This is a genomic window from Methylobacterium sp. Leaf85, assembly GCF_001422125.1.
Classification (GTDB): Bacteria; Pseudomonadota; Alphaproteobacteria; order Rhizobiales; family Beijerinckiaceae; genus Methylobacterium; species Methylobacterium bullatum.
This window is the reverse complement of record NZ_LMME01000030.1, coordinates 79,742-97,328: the sequence shown is the minus strand read 5'-3', so window position 1 is coordinate 97,328 and position 17,587 is coordinate 79,742. Positions and strand designations below refer to the sequence as shown.

Below are 17,587 nucleotides of genomic sequence, written 5' to 3'. Positions count from 1 at the left end.
CTTCATGGATCTCGCGGGGCTCCTGACCTTCAACGTCCTCACCGGCATCGCCACCCTGGTCCTGATCACCCTCGGTCTGGGGGTGATCTACGGCATGATGCGCATCATCAACCTGGCGCATGGCGAGTTCATGATGCTCGGCGCCTACACCGCCGTGATGGCGAACGGTGCCGGGGTGAACATCTGGATCGCCATGCTGGTCCTGCCGCCCCTGGTGGTGGGGGCGGTGGGGCTGATCCTCGAACGCACCGTCATCCGCTTCCTCTACGGGCGGATGATGGACACGATGCTGGCGACCTGGGGCATCAGCCTCGGGCTGATCGGCCTCATCACCACGCTCTACGGCAACGTCGTGCGGGGCGTCTCGACGCCGGTCGGGAGCTTCGAGATCGGCCGCTACGGCGCCAGCCTCTACAGCCTCGTCATCGTCGCCACGGCGCTCGCCGTGCTGACGGGCATGTTCCTCCTGCTGCGCATGACGAAGTTCGGGCTGATCCTGCGCGCCACCATGCAGAACCCGCGCATGGCCGCAGCCATGGGCGTGTCGCCCGACCGCATCTACATGGCGACGTTCGGCCTCGGCGCGGCCCTCGCGGGGCTGGCCGGCGGCGTGCTCGCGCCGATCTCCGGCGTCTCCCCGTCCATGGGGGCGGCCTACATTTCCCGCGCCTTCATCACCGTGCTCGGCGGCGGGCCGGCCATCGTCACGGGCACGGGCCTCGCCTCGTCGGTGTTCGGCGTCATCAACGAACTGGTCTCGTTCAGGACCACGCCCGTCATCGGCGACGTCGCCCTCCTCGTCGCCGCGATCCTGCTGATCCGCGTGCTGCCGCAGGGCATCACCGGCCGCTACCTGAGGCGCAGCCTATGAATCCCGTCGCCCGCCGCTCCGCCATGGGGTTCCTCGTCACCCTCGGCGTCATGCTCGGCATCCTGTTCGGGGCGCCGCACGCCCTCGACACGTTCGGCCTCGTCCAGGCCACGGGCTTTGCAGCACTCGCCATGTTCGCCCTGAGCCAGGGCTTCATCTGGGGCTATGGCGGGGTGATGTCCTTCGGGCAGGCCGCCTTCCTCGGGCTCGGGGGCTACGCCTACGCCGTCTCCGTCATCAACATGGGCGACAGCACACTGCCGATCCTCATCGCCATCCTGGTGCCGACCCTGTTCGCGGGGCTGCTCGGCTACTTCATGTTCTACGGCCGGATCTCGGACGCCTATATCGGCGTCATCACGCTCACCGTCTCGGTGATCCTGTTCCAGCTCGTGAACACCACCTCCGGCAGCCAGTACCGGATCGGCGAGGCGGAACTCGGCGGGTTCAACGGCATCCCGGCGATCCCGGCGCTGAACAAGCTCGGCGACGCGGGCAACCCGCTCGACAATGACGGCGTCTGGTACGCCGCCATGGGCGCCCTGATCCTGGTCTACGCGTTGTTGCGCTGGGTGCTGGCCAGCCGCTTCGGCCGCGTCGTGGTGGCGATCCGCGAGAACGAGACCAGGGCGCAGCTCATCGGCTACGATCCGCGCCTGTACAAGCTCCTCGCCTTCATGATCTCGGGCGCCGTCGCCGGGCTCGCGGGCTGCCTCTATGCCAATTGGGGCGGCTTCATCAGCCCCACCGTGTTCGGCCTGTCGATGTCGGCGCAGGTGATCATCTTCGTGCTGGTGGGCGGCCTCGGCACCCTCGTCGGCCCGATGCTCGGCGCGGTGCTGATCCAGTGGCTCATCATCGAGGCCGGCTCGCAGAACGTCGTCGATTCCAATCTCGGCCTCGGCATCGTCCTGGTGGCGTTCGTCCTGCTGATCCCGCAGGGACTCCTGCCGGTGGTGAGGACCCTGCTGATGCGCCTTCCCGAACTCCCCGCCAAGCTCTTCAAGGCCAAAATCGTCGAGGCGAAGGCGGGCAAACCCGCCGATCCCGCCCGCGAGGCGCTGGCAGGGGAGGTCCGGCCATGAGCATCACCACGACAGCGGCGGCGCCGGCTTCCCCGGTCCGCCCGCCGCTTCGCCCGCTCGTCGAGGCCAAGGGCGTCACCATGCGCTTCGGCGGGGTGACGGCGGTGGGCAATGTCGACTTCACCCTCGGCGAGGTGGAGCTGCGCTGCCTCATCGGCCCCAACGGCGCGGGCAAGAGCACCTTCTTCAAGATGCTCACCGGGCAGTTGACGCCCACCGAGGGCCGCATCCGCTTCCGCGACACGGACATCACCGGGGCCGAGCCGCACCGGATCGCGAGGCTCGGGGTCGGCATCAAGACCCAGGTGCCCAACGTCTTCAACGGCCTGTCGGTGCGCGAGAACGTGTTCGTGGCGGCCGGGCGGCGCAAGTCCATCGCCCGGACGCGGTCCATCGTCGACGAGACCCTGACCCGGCTCCAGCTCACGGCCATCGCCGAACGCAATGTCGGCCAGCTCGCCCACGGCCAGCGCCAATGGGTCGAGATCGCCACCGTGCTGGCCCAGGAACCGGAGCTGATCCTCCTCGACGAGCCCGCCGCCGGCATGACCCATGACGAGGTCCACCGCACCGCCGAGCTCATCCGCGAGATCAACCGCACCCATGCCCTCATCGTGGTGGAGCACGACATGCCCTTCATCCGGATGATCGCCAGGACCGTCACCGTCTTCAACCAGGGCCGCATCCTGATGGAAGACAGCGTGGAACGGGTGCTCGCCGACCAGCGCGTCCGCGACGTCTATCTCGGCAAGCAGGCCGCATGAGCCGCGCCATGAACGCGATCGAAACGCTGCCGCTCTCCTCCAGCCCGGACGCCAACGCCATGGCGGCACGGCCCGCCCTCCTGTCCGTCGAGGGCCTGCATTCCGGCTACGGCCGCATCCCGATCCTCGGCGGCGTCTCGCTGACCGTGGGGGAGGGCGAATTCGTGGGCATCCTCGGCCATAACGGCATGGGCAAGACGACCCTGCTGCGCACCCTGATGGGCTACCTCCCCGTCACCGCCGGCCGCATCCGCCTTGGGGACGAGGACATTGCCCGGCGCTCGCCCACGGCGCGGGCGCGGCTCGGCATGGGTTTCGTGCCGCAAGGGCGGGAGATCTTCGCGACCTTGAGCGTGCGCGAGAACCTGCGCATGGGCTGTCTTCTCTCCGACAGGGACGAGGACGAGACCATCGCGGATAGCCTCAGCGTCTTCCCCCGGCTGAAGGCCTATCTCGACCGGCCGGGCGGGGCACTCTCGGGCGGCGAGCAGCAATTGCTGGCGCTGGCGCGCTGCCTGTGCGGCAATCCCCGCATCCTCCTCCTCGACGAGCCGACGGAGGGCATCCAGCCCTCGATCATCGAGGAGATCATCGAGACGCTGCAGGCGATCGGCCGGGCGCGCGGCCTGACGATCCTGCTCGTCGAGCAGAACCTCACCTTCATCGCCGGCCTCTCCGAGCGGGTGCTGATCCTGCAGAAGGGCGTCGTCACCCGTGAGATCCCGCCCGAGATCGCCCGCGACCGGGCGATGATCGAGGAATTCGTCGGCATGGAGTGAGGCCGCCGGCCTCATCCCGTACAGTCCTTCCATCCATTCCAACCAAGGAGACATTGCGCGATGGCCGCCGCCCCGACACCAAGCCCCGACCTCGACATCGTCGAGATGACCCTGGCCGACGTGGCCGACGCTTTCGCCAGCGGGGTCACCTCGGAGGCGCTGACGCTGGCCTTCCTCGACCGGATCGCCGCCTACAACCCGCATTACAACGCCATCATCGTCATGAACCCGCAGGCGCTGGACGACGCCCGCGCCATCGACGCGCGCCGCGCCGCCGGCGAGGCGCTGGGACCGCTGGCCGGCGTGCCGGTGGTGATCAAGGACCCGATGGACATGGCCGGGCTGCCGACCACGGCGGGCTGGCGCTTCCTCAGCGCCAAGGCCGGCGGCGTCGACCTGATCCCCGAGACCGACTCGCCCGTCGTGGCGCGGATGCGGGCGGCCGGCTGCGTCATGCTCGGCAAGACCAACGTCCCCGTCCTCAGCGCCACCGGCAGCCACGCCAACGACAGCTGGGCCGGACCGACCCTGAATTCGGCGGCGCCCGATTGCCTGCCCGGCGGCAGCAGCGCCGGCACGGCCACGGCGGTGGGCGCCAGCCTCGCGGTGCTCGGCCTCGCCGAGGAGACCGGCGGCTCGATCCAGAACCCGGCCTCGGCGCAGGGACTGGTCGGCATCAAGCCGACCTTCGCCCTCGTCCCCAATGCCGGGGTGGTGCCCCTGGCCGGCAGCACCCGCGACGTGGTCGGCCCCATCGCCCGCTGCGTGCGCGACGCGGCGCTGACCCTCGACGTGCTGGCCGGCTACACCGCCGCCGACCCCAAGACCGTGGCCGGCATCGGCAAGCGGCCCAAGGGCGGCTACACCTCGAAGCTCGACAGGAACGGGCTGCAGGGCAAGCGCCTCGGCCTGTTCGGACCCGGCTGGCGCGACCTGCCGCTCTCGGCGGAGGCGACTGACCTCTACGCGCGGGCGCAGGGCGAGATCGCCGCCTGCGGCGCGACCCTGATCGCCGATCCCTTCGCCGGCACGGGCTTCGCGGCCCTCGCCGAGCCCACCGAGGGCCTGAACTATTTCGATGCCCGCGGCATGGAATCCGTGCCCTACGACCTGCATCTCTACCTGCAGCGCCTCGGGGGGAGCGCCGCGCTGCGGAGCGTCGCGTCCTTCGCCGAGGCGACGGCAGAGGAGGATGCGTTCGGCCCCAAGGGCGTGCTGCGCTACCTGCACCAATATCCGGTCTTCGAGGCGATCCTGGCCGACCCGACGCGGCCGCCCGATCTATCGGACTTCCTCGCCCTCAGAGAGGCTTATCTCGACATCTTCAACCGGGTCATGGACGAGAATGGGCTCGACGGGCTCGTCTTCCCGCAGATGCGCGATGAACTGCCGCCCCTGCATGGCGGCCTCGCCATCAACGAGACCACGGTCTGCGAGATCAACATCGCCGGCCTGCCCGGCGTGACGCTGCCGGCCGGGGCCTATGCCAGCGGCTCGCCGTTCAACCTGATCTTCGTGGGCCGGATGTGGAGCGAGGCCGACCTCCTCGGCTACGCCTATGCCTACGAGGCGGCCACCGGCTACCGCAAGGCGCCGAGCCTGGTGAGGCCAAGCTGAGGACGGAGCGTGCCTGACCCGAGGCCCTCCTCCCCCTTGTGGGGAGGAGTTGGAGGTGGGGGTGGTTGGGCGACCCTCAGCTTACGGAGGCTGGCGGAGCCCCCTTCGGCGAGCTCTTGGATCCACACATCTGCTCGACGGGTTTTCTCTCTATCAACAGGGTTCGACATGAGGCGCGACGGGCTCCCTCTCCTGGAAGGAGAGGCGACCCGCGTGGTCCGCGGCATGTGTGAGTCTCGTAGGCCGGGGATTGGACCTCCCTCAGCCGAGGGTGACACCATCCGCCGTGGCGATCGTGCCGCCCTCGACGACCTCGAGATAGATCCCAAGGTCCACATGCCCGAAATGCTTCATGATGGCTTTCGGCAGGTTCGCGTCGCGCTCGGCGGTCTTCGGGTTGACGTTGACGGCGCCGCAGCGCGGCGTGCGGGCGAGGCCGCGCAGGCGCACCGGGCCGATGTTGAGCGCGCGCCCCACCCAATCGAGCTCCTGCCACGGCTCCAGCCCGTCGAGATGGATGTTGGCGCGGAAGCGCAGGGGATCGAGTTCCCGCCCCGTCGCCTCGGACAGCGCCCTCACCGAGGCGAGGTTCACCACCGAGATCGCGCGCATCATCACCGGTGAGAGCACGCTGGCATCGGTGAACTTGTGGTTCTCACTCCGCACGAGGCGGGGTCGCCCGCGAGTCTCCTCACCGAGGTAATCGGCGAAGAACGCCTCCGTCCCGGCACGCCCGGCCTCGGTGGACAAGTCGGCGGCGAACACCTCCTCCCCGTCGCGCCGGATCGTCAGGCGATGGCTTTCGGGGTCGAGCCGCGTCGAAAGGGCCGCCAGCGCCGTGTTGTTGCGCAGCATCAGGAAGAAGCCCTTGTCCAGGGGCTCCGGCTTCTCCGGATCGAACCGGGTGGTCCCCAGCGCCAGGGCGTATTCCCGGTCATGGGCGAGCCCGTCCTGCGGGGTGACGCTCAGGCGTGTCAGGGCCTCGGCCGACAGACCCTTGATCGGATAGCGGTAGAGGGCGTCGACGGCGGGCATGGCGGGTTCCTTGGGGATGTGCACCCTCGATGCCGGGGGCGGGGCCGATGCGCCATACGCTGTTTTGCGCAGGATCCCCGGTGCGATCCCGGCCGTCTCGGCGACGGCGCGGACCGCGGTCGGGCTCCCCCGGATCAGGCCGGCGACGCGGCGGCGGGGGCCGGCCGCGATGCCGCCATATGGGCGTCGATCGCCGCCAGATCGTCGGGGGAGAGGACCCGGCCGGGGATCGGCACGAACACCCGCGTTCCCAGCATGAGAAGCGTCATGTCCGGGGAGGACAGGCGGGAGGTGAACGCGCTCCAGAGATAGCGCGTCTCCCCCTGCGAGGTGGCGATGGTGAAGGCCTCCGGCGCGATGATCGCGCGCCAGGGATGCCGGAACCGCTCGTCCCGCCTCACCGTCATGCCGGCCTGCCAGGGGATCAGTACCCTGGTGATCGCGTGCGGCAGGAGGAGCGCGACGAGGCAGACGATGATGACCCAGCTGACGAAGCCGACGACGTCGTTCTGGGCGAAACCGAAGACCACCATCATGGCCGCGCAGCCGATCAGGAACAGGCGCAGGCGCGGTCGTCTCATCTGGGCCCGGAACGTCGTGCGACCCGCCTCGACGAGGTCGGCCTTGAGAACCTCGTAGACCAGTTCCGTCCTGTTTGCGGCGCCGGGCGCGGGCGGGGACGTGTTCGTTTCGAGCATGACGGGACCTGACGTCCGAACGACGCGATGCGCGCAATGCCGACCTTCTGCCGCGACGGGATCGGTGGTTCAACCCGCCCCGGACCCGCCTGCCTTCTTCCGGCGCGCAGCCGCCCCGAAACGAGAACGGATCCGCCGCCGATCTGCGAGACCGGCGGCGGATCCGTAGCCCTGTCGTCGGTCGCGAGACGCGGTGCCGCGTCTCGGACGGATGAATCAGCCCGGCGCCAGGCCCAGCAGCGTGCCGAGGGGAACGACGAGGGTGAAGCCGCCGTAGAACCCGTCCTTGGCGCGGCGGGCCGTATAGGGGTTGTAGAAGGAATTCGGGTTGACGACGTACTGGACCACCGGCTCGAGGACGACGCCCGCGCCGAGATCGAAATGGGCGTTGACCTCGAACACGAACTTGTCGCGCGAATAGGGCTCGCCGGTGCCGCCCGAGATGAAGTTCGCATCCGACAGGAAGTCGGCATAGTTCTGGTTCAGCCGCTGCCAGTTGGCCTTGATGCCGTAGGTGTCGTTGGGACGGCCCTGGTCGGGCGCCGACAGCAGCAGGCCGGCGAAGGAGTTGAAGCGGATCGGGATCGTCGGATCGAAGGCGTAGCCGGTGCCGGTATAGGCCGAGATCGCGGTGGGATGCGGGTTGCTCGCGTCACGCCCGCCATCGGCCCGCCACAGGGTCTGCGTGCCGGTGAGGACGACGCCCGACGTGCCGGATTTCTGCAACGATGGAGTGCCCGGATTGAGGCCCTTCGACGTGCCGGCGATGGTCTTGAAGTTATCGTCGTGGTCGGCGGTGTTGTAGAAGCCGGTGAGCGAGACGCGGCCGGGATAGGCCTCCATCGTGTAGTCGGTCTTGCGGCCGATCTCGGTCATCACGACGGCGCCGGACAGGCGCTCGTAGCCGAAATCGTAGCCCGACAGGACGTTGGTGTTGGGGTTCACGCTGAAAGCGCCGGCCTGGATGTAAGTCGTCGGCGAGAGCTTATAGGCGATGTTGGCGCCCCAGACGCCGAAGAGCGGCGAGGTGAAGCCGGCATTGAAGTAGAACATGTCCTGGAAGCAGGAATTGATCGAGTTGCACGGCGGCAGGCCGTAATAGCGGTCGGGATGCGTGCGGCCGACCTCCACCACGAGGCGGTCGTCGAGGAGCTTCTGCTGATAGGTCAGCAGCGAGAGGCGGGTGCTGTTGGGCGTGTAGGGCGGCTGGTAGCCCACCGTGGTGTCGCCGATGTCGCCGGCCATGTTGAGGTTGCGCACGAGGCCGAAGAAGGTCTGGGTGAAGTTGATCGAGCCTCCGGCGATGCCGGCGAGCTTCTGCATGTCGGCCGTCATGCTGAGCACGAAATAGGCGGCGTTCGATTGCTCGCCCGTGCGCAGGCCGGCGCTCGGATTGGCCTGGTAGAAATCGTAGATGTTGACGTCGAAGGTCAGTCCCCGCGCCGCCATGTCGGTGGCCCAGGGCGCAAGCGGCCCGGTGCGCACGGGATCGGCGGGTTTCGAGGCGATGTCCCGGTCGGTGCGCGGCTGCGTCTGGGCGTTGAGCTCGCCGACGGGCGAGGCGGTCTGAGCCTCGGCGGACAGCATGCCCGCGGCGAGGAACGCACCGCCCAGGAGAACCGGAAGCCCGGTGCGGCGAGCGGAGCGCGCGACGGCGGCGCTCGCGGGTTTCTCTGTCGCGTCTCTCGGCATCGTCGAACGTCCCCCTGCTGCTGTTCCCCGCGCCTTTCGGGTCTCGTGCTCGTCGGAGGAGCCCAGGCGCGGAGAATTGTGAGATTGGGAGGGTTCCGCAAGGCCAGTGCCACAACGGGGAGCGCACTCGAGAAAAGTTCCATTTCTCACCCGAATTCTTTGCACGACACCGGCAGATTGTGTTCTCGACGCTAAACGATTGATATTCAACCAGAAGAAGCAGGCTCAAGAAGCCTGACGCAGCGGACCTGCGGGAGCCGGACGGACAAACCGGGCACGGAAACGGGCATGTGTGATCCCACAGATGGCATAAGGCGGAAAATTCAGGCAAATACTCATAAATCCCACATTTCGGTCAGAATCAGATTGACAGGCGACCTGCGCCGGGGACCTTTCCGCTGAGGTCCGGCCGTCACGTGTCGTCATGGAAAGCGACACCGGCATCCCTCGTCATCTCGGCTCAGGCAGCGTGATTCTGGCGGCATGATCAATCGGACAGGACAGGCCGACGCGTTGGATCTGCCCGATCCCGCCCATCCGGCTCCGGCGCGGCTCCCGATCGCCGGAGGGTTCCGGAAACGGGTAGCGCTGGCGGCTTCCCCCGGCACGAGCGACGCGATTGCAATCTCCGTGGGAAACACCCTGTGGGACACGTGTTTTCCTGCGGCCTCGGCTCACCAAAATCGCTACTCTTTCGCGGATTGGGGAGACGCCGACGCCGATGCTGACCGACCACCGCTACCAGGAGATCCTGTCCCGTCTGAACGGGACGGGGCGGGTCGGCGTCTCCGACGTGGCCGCTTATCTGCGGGTCTCCGAGGAGACCATCCGGCGCGACCTCAAGGTGCTGGAGGAGCGCGGCGTCCTGCGGCGGATCCACGGGGGCGCGGTGCCACCCCGCCTGGACCAGGACCGGCCGCTCCAGGAGCGGGGCAAGACCAACCCGCGCGAGAAGGCGAAGGTGGCGGCCAATGCCGAGGGGCTGATCCGCGACGGGATGTCGATCTTCATCGATACCGGCACCACGACGCTCGCCTTCGCCCGCCGCCTCAGCGGCCGCAACCTCACGGTGACGACGAATTCCATCGACGTGGCGCTCCATCTCGGCAGCGGCCCCGCGCGGGTGAACCTGACGCCGGGGATGCTGCGGGCGCGGGACAACGCCCTGGTGGGCTACGAGACGGTGGCCTACGCGCAGCGCTTCTATTTCGACCTCGCCTTCATGGGTATCGCGGCCTGCGACCTCACCCATGGCTGGATGGATTACGAGGAGCACGAATCCGCCCTGCGGAAGGTGCTGCGGGGCCAGGCGCGCCAGAGCGTGCTTCTGGCCGATTCCCGCAAGTTCGGGCGTCAGGCGAACCTCTGCACCTTCGGCCTCTCGGAACGGCTCACCCTCGTCACCGACCGGCCGCCGCCACAGCCGTTCCTGGATCATTTCACCCAGCATGACATCGATCTCATCAGCTCCTGACGCGGCAGCGACGGCGCGCGCGTTCCACGCGCTCTTCGCGGAGATCTCCGCCTGCGGGGCGACGCCGGGCGGCGGCATCACCCGGCTCTGCGCCTCGGCCGAGGACGGGCAGGCCCGTCGACTCTTCGCCGAGGCCGCCCGAGAGGCGGGGGCCGACATCCTCGTCGACGGGGTCGGCAACCAATTCGCCGTCTTTCCTCTCACCGACGGTCCGGGCGCCCCCCTGGTGATGATGGGCTCCCATCTCGACAGCCAGCCGAAGGCCGGCCGCTTCGACGGGACCTACGGCGTGGCGGCGGCCGCCGGCATCGGCGCCGCCCTGATGCGGGCGCGGCGGGCGGGCGAGACCTTCGGGGCAGATTTCTGCGCGGTGAACTGGACCGGCGAGGAGGGCGCGCGCTTCCGGCCGAGCCTGCTCGGAAGCGGCGCCTATGCGGGCGCGCGCCGGATCGAGGAGGCCTTGTCCAGCCGCGACGATGCCGGGATCACCCTTCGGGAGGCCCTGGACGGGATCGGGTTCCTCGGCACGGACCGGCCGCCGCCGCTCCCGGCCTGCTATCTCGAACTCCACGTGGAGCAGGGCCTCGTCCTGGAGAAGGCCAAGGCGAGCATCGGCATCGTCACCCGCAACTGGGGGGCGGCCAAGATCGACGTGGTCTTCACCGGCGAGCAGGCCCATACCGGCCCGACCCCGATGCCGCGCCGGCGCGACGCGCTGCTCGCCGCCGCCTATCTCATCGCCGAGGTGAGGGAGATCGCCGAGCGCTGGCCCGGCCGCTTCCATTCCTCCGTCGGCCGCATCCTGGTGGAGCCCAATTCCCCCAACGTGGTGCCCGCGCGGGTGGAACTGAGCGTGGAACTGCGCTCGGCCGACAATGCCCTCCTCACCGATGCGGCCCTCATGGCGGAGGCGGCGATCACGGAAGCGGCGGAGCGCGCAGGCGTCGTCGCGGCGATCCCCGGCCGGACGCTGCGGCCGATCCGCAGCCTGCCGGAGGCCGTGTGCGATCTCGTCGCCGCCTGTGCCGAGGAGACCTCCCTGCGGTCGCTGCGCATGGATACCGTGGCCGGCCACGACGCGATCAGCCTGCTCGGCCAATGCCCCACCGGCATCGTCTTCGTCCCCAGCGTCGGGGGCATCGCGCATAACGAGGCCGAGCTGACGCGGCCGGCCGATCTCGAAGCCGGGCTTTCGGTGGCCTTGCGCGCCGCATGGCGCCTGTGCCGCGCCGGCGGATCTCCGGAACGGGCCTTGCTCGTCAGGCGGCCGAACGACGCGTTCGGAGGGGAGCGATGATAGCCTACGGCGAGGCCGGTACCGCCTTCGACCACCGCGTGGAGGCCGTCATCGCCACGCGGCCGGACTGGATCGCGCGCCAGCCTCGCTATGGGCTGGCCGCAGCGCCGGTGGCGTCCCCGACCCACCGGGCCGTGGCATCGGATTGCGTCCTGGTCACGTTCCGCGAGGGTGAGCCGGTCTTCCTCAAGCTCCGCCACGCCGACATGGTGGGCGACGTGACGCCCGTGGCCGGGCAGGCGGCCCGCAAGGCCGCACATCTCGGAATCGCCCCGGAGGTGGTCCACGAGGTGGACGGGGCGCTCGGCCTCGCCTACCTGCCCGAGCCCTGGCGCTATGCCCGCGTCGGCGACCTTCAGGACGGGGCGGTCCTGGCCAAGGTGCTGGACGCCAAGAAGCGGCTCCATGGTGACGGCCAGCTCGGCCATCGATTCTGCCCCTTCGGGCGGATCGAGAGCCTCGCGGCCGAAGCCCGCGCCGCCGACGCGCCGCTTCCCGACGGGACCGACCGGCTGGTGGCGACGATGGCGCTCGTGCGCGAGGCCATCCATGCGTCGGGGATCGACCTCGCCTTCTGCCACAATGACGGCATCGCCTCGAACGTCATGATCGGGGAGGGCGAGATCCGTCTCGTCGATTTCGACCTCGCCGGCGACAACGACCCCTGGTTCGACGTCGGCGCCCTCCTCAACGAGGCCTGCGCCTTCGAACCCGAGCGGCGCGAGGCGGTGGAGCATTATGCCGGCCGGTTCGACGAGCGCCTCTACAACCGCTGCCGCCTCTACGGCGCGGTCGACGACGTGATGGGCGGCCTCTGGGGCGTCACCCGTGCGGTCACCTCGGCGCGCAGCGGAATCGAGTTCTACAAATACGGAACCTGGCGGCTCCTGCATGCGCGCACGACCATGGGCGCACGCGATTTCGAAAGCTGGCTGCGCCAGCTGTGACACGGACATTCGAAACGGAAGGCAGCGAACGGCGATGAGCTGGACAGGCTTGGGCGACGGCATCAGCGAGGGCGAGCGCGCCCTGGAGGGCGTGCTCGCCGGCATCGCCTCCTGGCAGGGCCGGCCGATGCGCTACCGGCCGGTGGCGGGTGGCATCAGCAACACCAACTGGCACGTCGCCATCGGGGACGCGCGGGATGTCTTCGTGAAGATGCCCGGTCGCGGCACCGAAATGTTCATCACCCGCGACCACGCCAACGAAGCCAGCCGCCGCGCCCATGCCTGCGGCTACGGCGTCGAGGTGATCGACTACCTGCCCGAGGCCGGCGTCGAGATCTTCGCCTTCGTCGAGGGCTACCGCGCCTCCTCGAACCTCGACTTCCTGCGCCCCGCCGTCCGCCATAACGCCGTGAAGGCTTTGAAGGCCTTCAACGATTCCCCGCCGCTCGGGCTGACGAAGACGATCTTCGCGATGATCGAGGAGCATGTGGAGCAGGTGGCGGAGGTGGGCGGCCGGCTCCCCGCCGACCAGGCCCATCTGATGCGCTGCGTGGCCGAGGCGAAGGCGGCCATGACGGCCTCCGGCCTCGATCTCGTGCCGTGCATGAACGATACGCTGGCCGGCAACTTCATGATTGACGCGTCCGACACGGTCCTGCTGGTCGACTTCGAATACGCCTCCAACAACGAGCGCGCCTACGAGCTCGCCCTCTGGTTCGACGAGATGGCGTTCCCCGACATCATCGAGCGCGAGATGATCGAGGCCTATTTCGGCCGCTGGACCCCTGAGATCGACGCGCGGGTCGCGGTGCTGAAGGCGCTGGGCGATCTCAAATGGGCGACCTGGGCGATGATCCAGGAGGCCGTCTCCACCCTCGATTTCGACTATTACAAATACGGAACCTGGAAGCACATGCGGGCCCGCACCCTGTTCCATCACCCCGACTGGCCGCTCTGGCTGAGGCGCCTGTGATGGGCGTGGACGCATTGGCGATCCCGTCCGGGGACGGGGCGACGAAGGTGGATGTCCTCGCCTTCGCCCATCGCCTCGCCGATTTCGCCGCCCCCCTCGCCCGGCACTATTTCCGCACCGAACTGCCGGTGGAAGCCAAGGCCGATGCGAGCCCGGTCACCGCCGCCGACCGCGCCATCGAATCCCTGCTGCGCGCCGAAATCCGCAGCGTCTATCCCGACCACGGCATCCTCGGCGAGGAGGAGGGCGGGGACTTCGAGCGGCCGCTCACCTGGGTGATCGACCCGATCGACGGGACCAAGAGCTTCATCACCGGCATGCCGCTCTTCGGCACGCTCATCGCCCTGGTCTCGGAGGGGCGGCCCATCGTCGGCGTCATCGACATGCCGGCGCTCGGGGAACGCTGGTGCGGCACCGGCGACGCGGCGTGGTTCGGCGCTCTGCCCGCCCGGACGAGCGACAGGCACCTTCACGAGGCCCGCCTGTTCGCCACCTCCCCGGACATCTTCGTGGGCGCGGATGCGGAGGCCTTCGCACGGCTCAGCGGAGCGGTGGGCCTGCGCCGCTTCGGCGGCGATTGCTACGCCTACGGCCTCCTCGCCAGCGGTCATTGCGATCTCGTGGTGGAAGCCGGGCTCCAGGTCTACGACGTCATGGCCCTCGTGCCGGTGGTGGAAGGGGCGGGCGGCGTGATGACAGACTGGGACGGTCGCCCCCTGACGCCCGCCTTCGACGGACGGATCGTGGCCGCGGCCAATGCCGGCCTCCACGCCGAGGCCCTCCGGCGCCTGCGAGCCTGATCCCCGCTCCTGTCATCCCTCGTTCAAGCTGGTATACCCAATGCCAGATTGACGAGGGGAGATGTCCATGACCGTCCTGTTCCATCATGCGGCTTCGCTGGAGCATCGCACGCCGCACGGACATCCCGAGCGGCCGGAGCGCATGAAGGCGGTCCGGGAGGCCCTCGGGACGGCGGACTTCTCCGGCCTCGACCGTCGCTCGCCGGACGCCGCCGCCCTCGAATCGGTGTTCCTCGCCCATCCCGAGGAATGGGTCCGCGCCATCCTCCGCTCGGTACCGAGCGAGGGGCTTGCCCATCTCGATTCCGATACGGTGCTCTCGCCCGGCACCATGGATTGCGTCCTGCGCGGTGTCGGTGCGGCGGTGCAGGGTGTCGACCTCGTGATGACGGGGGCGGCCCGCAACGCCTTCTCGGCCATGCGGCCGCCGGGGCATCACGCGGAACGCACCAAGGCGATGGGCTTCTGCGTGTTCAACAACGCGGCGATCGCCGCCCTTCACGCCAGGAAAATCCACGGGGCGGAGCGCGTGGCCATCGTCGATTGGGACGTGCATCACGGCAACGGCACGCAGGACATCGTCTGGTCGGACCCGTCGGTGCTGTTCTGCTCCACACACCAGATGCCGCTCTATCCCGGCAGCGGCGCGGTGTCCGAGGAGGGCGAGCACGGCACCATCGTCAACGCGCCGCTCAAGCCCTTCGCCGATGGCGACGCCTTCAAGGAGGCGATGCGAAGCCGCATCCTCACCCGTCTCGAGGCGTTCAAACCCGACCTCATCGTCATCTCCGCCGGGTTCGACGCCCATTGGCGCGACCCGCTGGCCAACCTGATGCTGGAGGCCGAGGATTTCGCCTGGGCCACGGCCCAGGTGATGGAGATCGCCGACCGCACCTGCGACGGCAGGATCGTGTCGCTGCTGGAGGGCGGGTACGACCTCAAGGGGCTCGGGGATTCGGTCGCCGCCCATGTGTCGGTGCTCATGGGAGCGTGAGCGGAATCGATCCGGGACAGTCGCTCCCGTCAGTACAGCCGAGCTTCGATCAACACAATTCTGTTTGTATGAAAGTACACATATAAGACCGGCAAACTATGTGTGGCGTCGATATGGCAAAGCTGCGTAGAGTCACTAAATAAATCCTCGCCCCACCTTCGACGGGCAGCAGATTTCCTCCCGCATCGTGTCTCCACACGTCGGGATGGGGGTCGGCGAATCGGCTCCTACTCGGCCGCCCAAGAAGGATTGTCTTTCGGACACGCGGTTCGGGGGATGCGGGAGGCTGGCCGTTCAGGTTTCCGACGGCCTACAGACGCTACAGAATGGACGTATGACGCAACTGAGTGCCCCCCGGACGGTCGATCCGGCCCTGGATCCTCGCCAGGACGGTGACGTCTCGGATCTCGGCCCAGATCTGACCGTCTGCGACCGAGAGCCGATCCATGTCCCGGGGGCGATCCAGCCGCACGGGCTCCTGCTGATCGCGGGCGCCGAAGACCAGAGGGTGGTCGGCGGCGCCGGCGACATCGAGGGCCTGCTGGCCACGGAATGGACCGGCCGGACGCTGTCGGAACTTCTCGGCGCGACCCATGCCGCTCTCCTTGTCGACGCGCCGCAGGACGAGACCGTCGTGATCGGCCGGGTCGAGGGCCTGCACGCGGCGATGGATGCCACCGCCCGCTTCCAGGACGGCCAATGGCTGGTGCAGCTCGAGCCGCAGGCCGCCCAATGGACCGATGCCGCCAGCCTGCTCGGCTGGCTCGACCGTGCCGGGAGCGCGCTGGAGCGGGCCGCCGACCTCAAGACGCTGTGTGAACGGGCGGCGACGTCGTTCCGTGAGGTCACCGGGTTCGACCGGGTGATGGTCTATCGCTTCCTCGACGACGATGCGGGTGTGGTCATCGCGGAGAGCCGGGTCCCCGAACTCGGCAGTTTCCTGCACCACCACTTCCCGGCCTCCGACATCCCGAAACAGGCGCGGGCGCTCTACATCCGCAACCGCGTCCGGGTGATCCCCGACGTCGCCTATGTGCCGCAGCCGATCCGGCCGAAGGAGCTGTCCCGGCTCGACCTCAGCGATGTCGACCTGCGCAGCGTCTCGCCGATCCACCTTCAATATCTGCGCAACATGGACGTGGCGGCCTCGGCCTCGATCTCCATCGTCAAGGACGGCATCCTGTGGGGGCTCGTCGCCTGCCACCACCGCACGCCCCGCACCCTCGCCTTCGGACAGCGGATGGCCTGCCAGGCCCTGGCGGGGAGCGTCGCGCGCCAGATCAGGTCGCGGGAGGAAGCCGAGGATTACCGCGAGCGGCTCCAGCTGCGCAGCGCCGAGGACGTGGTCTCCGGAAAGGTCCTGGGCGAAGCGCCCCTCTCGGACATCCTCATCGAGACGAGCGAGGACCTGCGCCGCATGCTCGGGGCCGATGGCTTCGCGCTCCTGCAGGGCAGGGATCTCCACCGGACCGGACGCTGCGCCGACGAGGCCGACCTGCGCGAGATCGCCGCCTGGGTCCGAACGGTGGGCGGCGCGCAGGCCCTCCACACCCACGCCCTCAGCAAGCGGTTCCCGCGTGCCGACGCCTATCGCGCCCTGGCGAGCGGTCTCCTCGCCGTGGTCCTGTCGGGGGATGAGCCGATCATCCTGATGTGGTTCCGGGCCGAGCAGATCGAACTCGTGAACTGGGCGGGCAACCCGCACAAGGCCGCCGTCGCCGTCGGCGACACCCTGAGCCCCCGCGCCTCCTTCGAGGCCTGGACCGAGGAGGTCCACGGCCATGCCAAACCCTGGACCCTTCCCGAGATCGAGGCGGCGCAGCGCATCGTCCGCGAATTGTACGAGGCGCGCCAGACCCGGCGCATCCGCGAGCTCAACCGCGAACTCGGCGCCACCGTGGCGGACAAGGAAAGCCTGCTGGTCCAGAAGGACTACCTGATCAAGGAAGTGAACCACCGCGTCCAGAACAGCCTTCAGCTCGTCTCCGCCTTCCTGTCCCTGCAGGCGAGGGCGGAGGGCAACGCGGATCTCAGCAAGTCCCTGGGCGAAGCGCAGCGCCGTCTGTCCGCCGTGGCCCTGGTCCACCGGCGGCTCTACAGCGACGACAATGTCGAGATGATCGATCTCGCGCGCTACCTCGAGGATCTCGTCACGGAGATGAAATCGTCGATGGGACCCGACTGGACGGATCAGTTCAGTACCGATTTCGCCCCCGTGACCATTCCCACCGATGCCGCCGTGAGCATCGGGCTGATCCTGACCGAGCTCGTCATCAACGCCAACAAATACGCCTATGCCGGTGCCGTCGGGCCGATCGCCATCAGCCTCGAACAGCATCGCAACCGCTTCCGCCTGATCGTCGCCGATCAGGGCCAGGGCAAGACCGGCACGCGGAGCGGATTCGGGACGCGGATGCTCAACGCCATGGTCGACCGCCTCGGTGGCACCATCGAGAACACCAACAATCACCCGGGGCTGAGGGTGATCATGACCGCCCCGATCGGCGCGCCCGAGCCGGCCGGCCTGCCGTGAGCGGCGCTGCCCATGCGTCCGCGGCCCC

General features: G+C 68.7%; 15 protein-coding genes. 12 read left to right on the top strand and 3 right to left on the bottom strand.

Annotation, left to right across the window (positions count from 1 at the left end; genetic code table 11):
- The first annotated feature begins 4 nt into the window (after window positions 1–4).
- Genes ASF08_RS15300 through ASF08_RS15280 form a run of 5 tightly spaced genes read left to right on the top strand, consistent with a single transcriptional unit; the run spans window position 5 to window position 5,116 of the window.
- Window positions 5–871 (top strand): branched-chain amino acid ABC transporter permease, encoded by an 867-nt coding sequence (locus ASF08_RS15300; RefSeq protein ID WP_056146837.1) that lies wholly within the window; start codon window positions 5–7, stop codon window positions 869–871.
- Window positions 868–1,956, top strand: coding sequence for a branched-chain amino acid ABC transporter permease (locus ASF08_RS15295; protein WP_056146835.1), 1,089 nt, complete (start codon window positions 868–870; stop codon window positions 1,954–1,956). Before ASF08_RS15300 ends, ASF08_RS15295 begins: the two co-directional genes overlap by 4 nt.
- The gene (locus ASF08_RS15290; protein ID WP_056146833.1) at window positions 1,953–2,720 is read left to right on the top strand and encodes an ATP-binding cassette domain-containing protein; all 768 of its coding nucleotides are present in this window, start codon (window positions 1,953–1,955) and stop codon (window positions 2,718–2,720) included. The genes ASF08_RS15295 and ASF08_RS15290 overlap by 4 nt, the downstream gene beginning before the upstream one ends.
- Window positions 2,721–2,779: 59 nt before the next feature.
- Window positions 2,780–3,499, top strand: a complete 720-nt coding sequence (locus ASF08_RS15285) for an ABC transporter ATP-binding protein (RefSeq protein ID WP_056147164.1) — start codon at window positions 2,780–2,782, stop codon at window positions 3,497–3,499.
- Between the two features lie 60 nt (window positions 3,500–3,559).
- Entirely contained in the window at window positions 3,560–5,116 is a 1,557-nt protein-coding gene (locus ASF08_RS15280) for an amidase (RefSeq protein ID WP_056146831.1), read from the top strand.
- 261 nt (window positions 5,117–5,377) lie between these two features.
- Here the strand turns inward: ASF08_RS15280 and ASF08_RS15275 are convergent, their stop codons facing one another.
- From ASF08_RS15275 to ASF08_RS15265, 3 genes are all read right to left on the bottom strand, one after another.
- Window positions 5,378–6,151, bottom strand: coding sequence for an MOSC domain-containing protein (locus ASF08_RS15275; protein ID WP_056146829.1), 774 nt, complete (start codon window positions 6,149–6,151; stop codon window positions 5,378–5,380).
- Window positions 6,152–6,285: 134 nt separating this feature from the next.
- Window positions 6,286–6,849: a YcxB family protein gene (locus ASF08_RS15270; RefSeq protein ID WP_056146826.1), complete on the bottom strand. Its 564-nt coding sequence runs from the start codon at window positions 6,847–6,849 to the stop codon at window positions 6,286–6,288.
- 216 nt (window positions 6,850–7,065) lie between these two features.
- Complete coding sequence (locus ASF08_RS15265) at window positions 7,066–8,541, bottom strand: carbohydrate porin (protein ID WP_056146824.1); 1,476 nt, start codon at window positions 8,539–8,541, stop codon at window positions 7,066–7,068.
- A gap of 721 nt (window positions 8,542–9,262) precedes the next feature.
- On the opposite strand from ASF08_RS15265, the gene ASF08_RS15260 reads away from it, so the two are divergent.
- The 7 genes from ASF08_RS15260 to ASF08_RS15230 all read left to right on the top strand — a co-directional run bounded on the left by ASF08_RS15260 (window position 9,263) and on the right by ASF08_RS15230 (window position 17,559).
- Entirely contained in the window at window positions 9,263–10,015 is a 753-nt protein-coding gene (locus ASF08_RS15260; RefSeq protein WP_056146822.1) for a DeoR/GlpR family DNA-binding transcription regulator, read from the top strand.
- Complete coding sequence (locus ASF08_RS15255) at window positions 9,990–11,312, top strand: Zn-dependent hydrolase (protein WP_056146820.1); 1,323 nt, start codon at window positions 9,990–9,992, stop codon at window positions 11,310–11,312. Before ASF08_RS15260 ends, ASF08_RS15255 begins: the two co-directional genes overlap by 26 nt.
- The gene (locus ASF08_RS15250; protein ID WP_056146818.1) at window positions 11,309–12,259 is read left to right on the top strand and encodes a phosphotransferase family protein; all 951 of its coding nucleotides are present in this window, start codon (window positions 11,309–11,311) and stop codon (window positions 12,257–12,259) included. The genes ASF08_RS15255 and ASF08_RS15250 overlap by 4 nt, the downstream gene beginning before the upstream one ends.
- A gap of 34 nt (window positions 12,260–12,293) precedes the next feature.
- Entirely contained in the window at window positions 12,294–13,232 is a 939-nt protein-coding gene (locus ASF08_RS15245) for a phosphotransferase (RefSeq protein ID WP_056146816.1), read from the top strand.
- Window positions 13,232–14,032 carry an inositol monophosphatase family protein gene (locus ASF08_RS15240; protein WP_200931868.1) on the top strand — a complete coding sequence of 267 codons (801 nt, stop codon included), beginning with the start codon at window positions 13,232–13,234 and terminating at the stop codon, window positions 14,030–14,032. The genes ASF08_RS15245 and ASF08_RS15240 overlap by 1 nt, the downstream gene beginning before the upstream one ends.
- A 67-nt stretch (window positions 14,033–14,099) precedes the next feature.
- Entirely contained in the window at window positions 14,100–15,026 is a 927-nt protein-coding gene (locus ASF08_RS15235; RefSeq protein WP_056147160.1) for a histone deacetylase family protein, read from the top strand.
- A 334-nt stretch (window positions 15,027–15,360) separates the two neighbouring features.
- Window positions 15,361–17,559 carry a histidine kinase dimerization/phosphoacceptor domain -containing protein gene (locus ASF08_RS15230; RefSeq protein ID WP_056146814.1) on the top strand — a complete coding sequence of 733 codons (2,199 nt, stop codon included), beginning with the start codon at window positions 15,361–15,363 and terminating at the stop codon, window positions 17,557–17,559.
- Window positions 17,560–17,587: the final 28 nt, after the last annotated feature.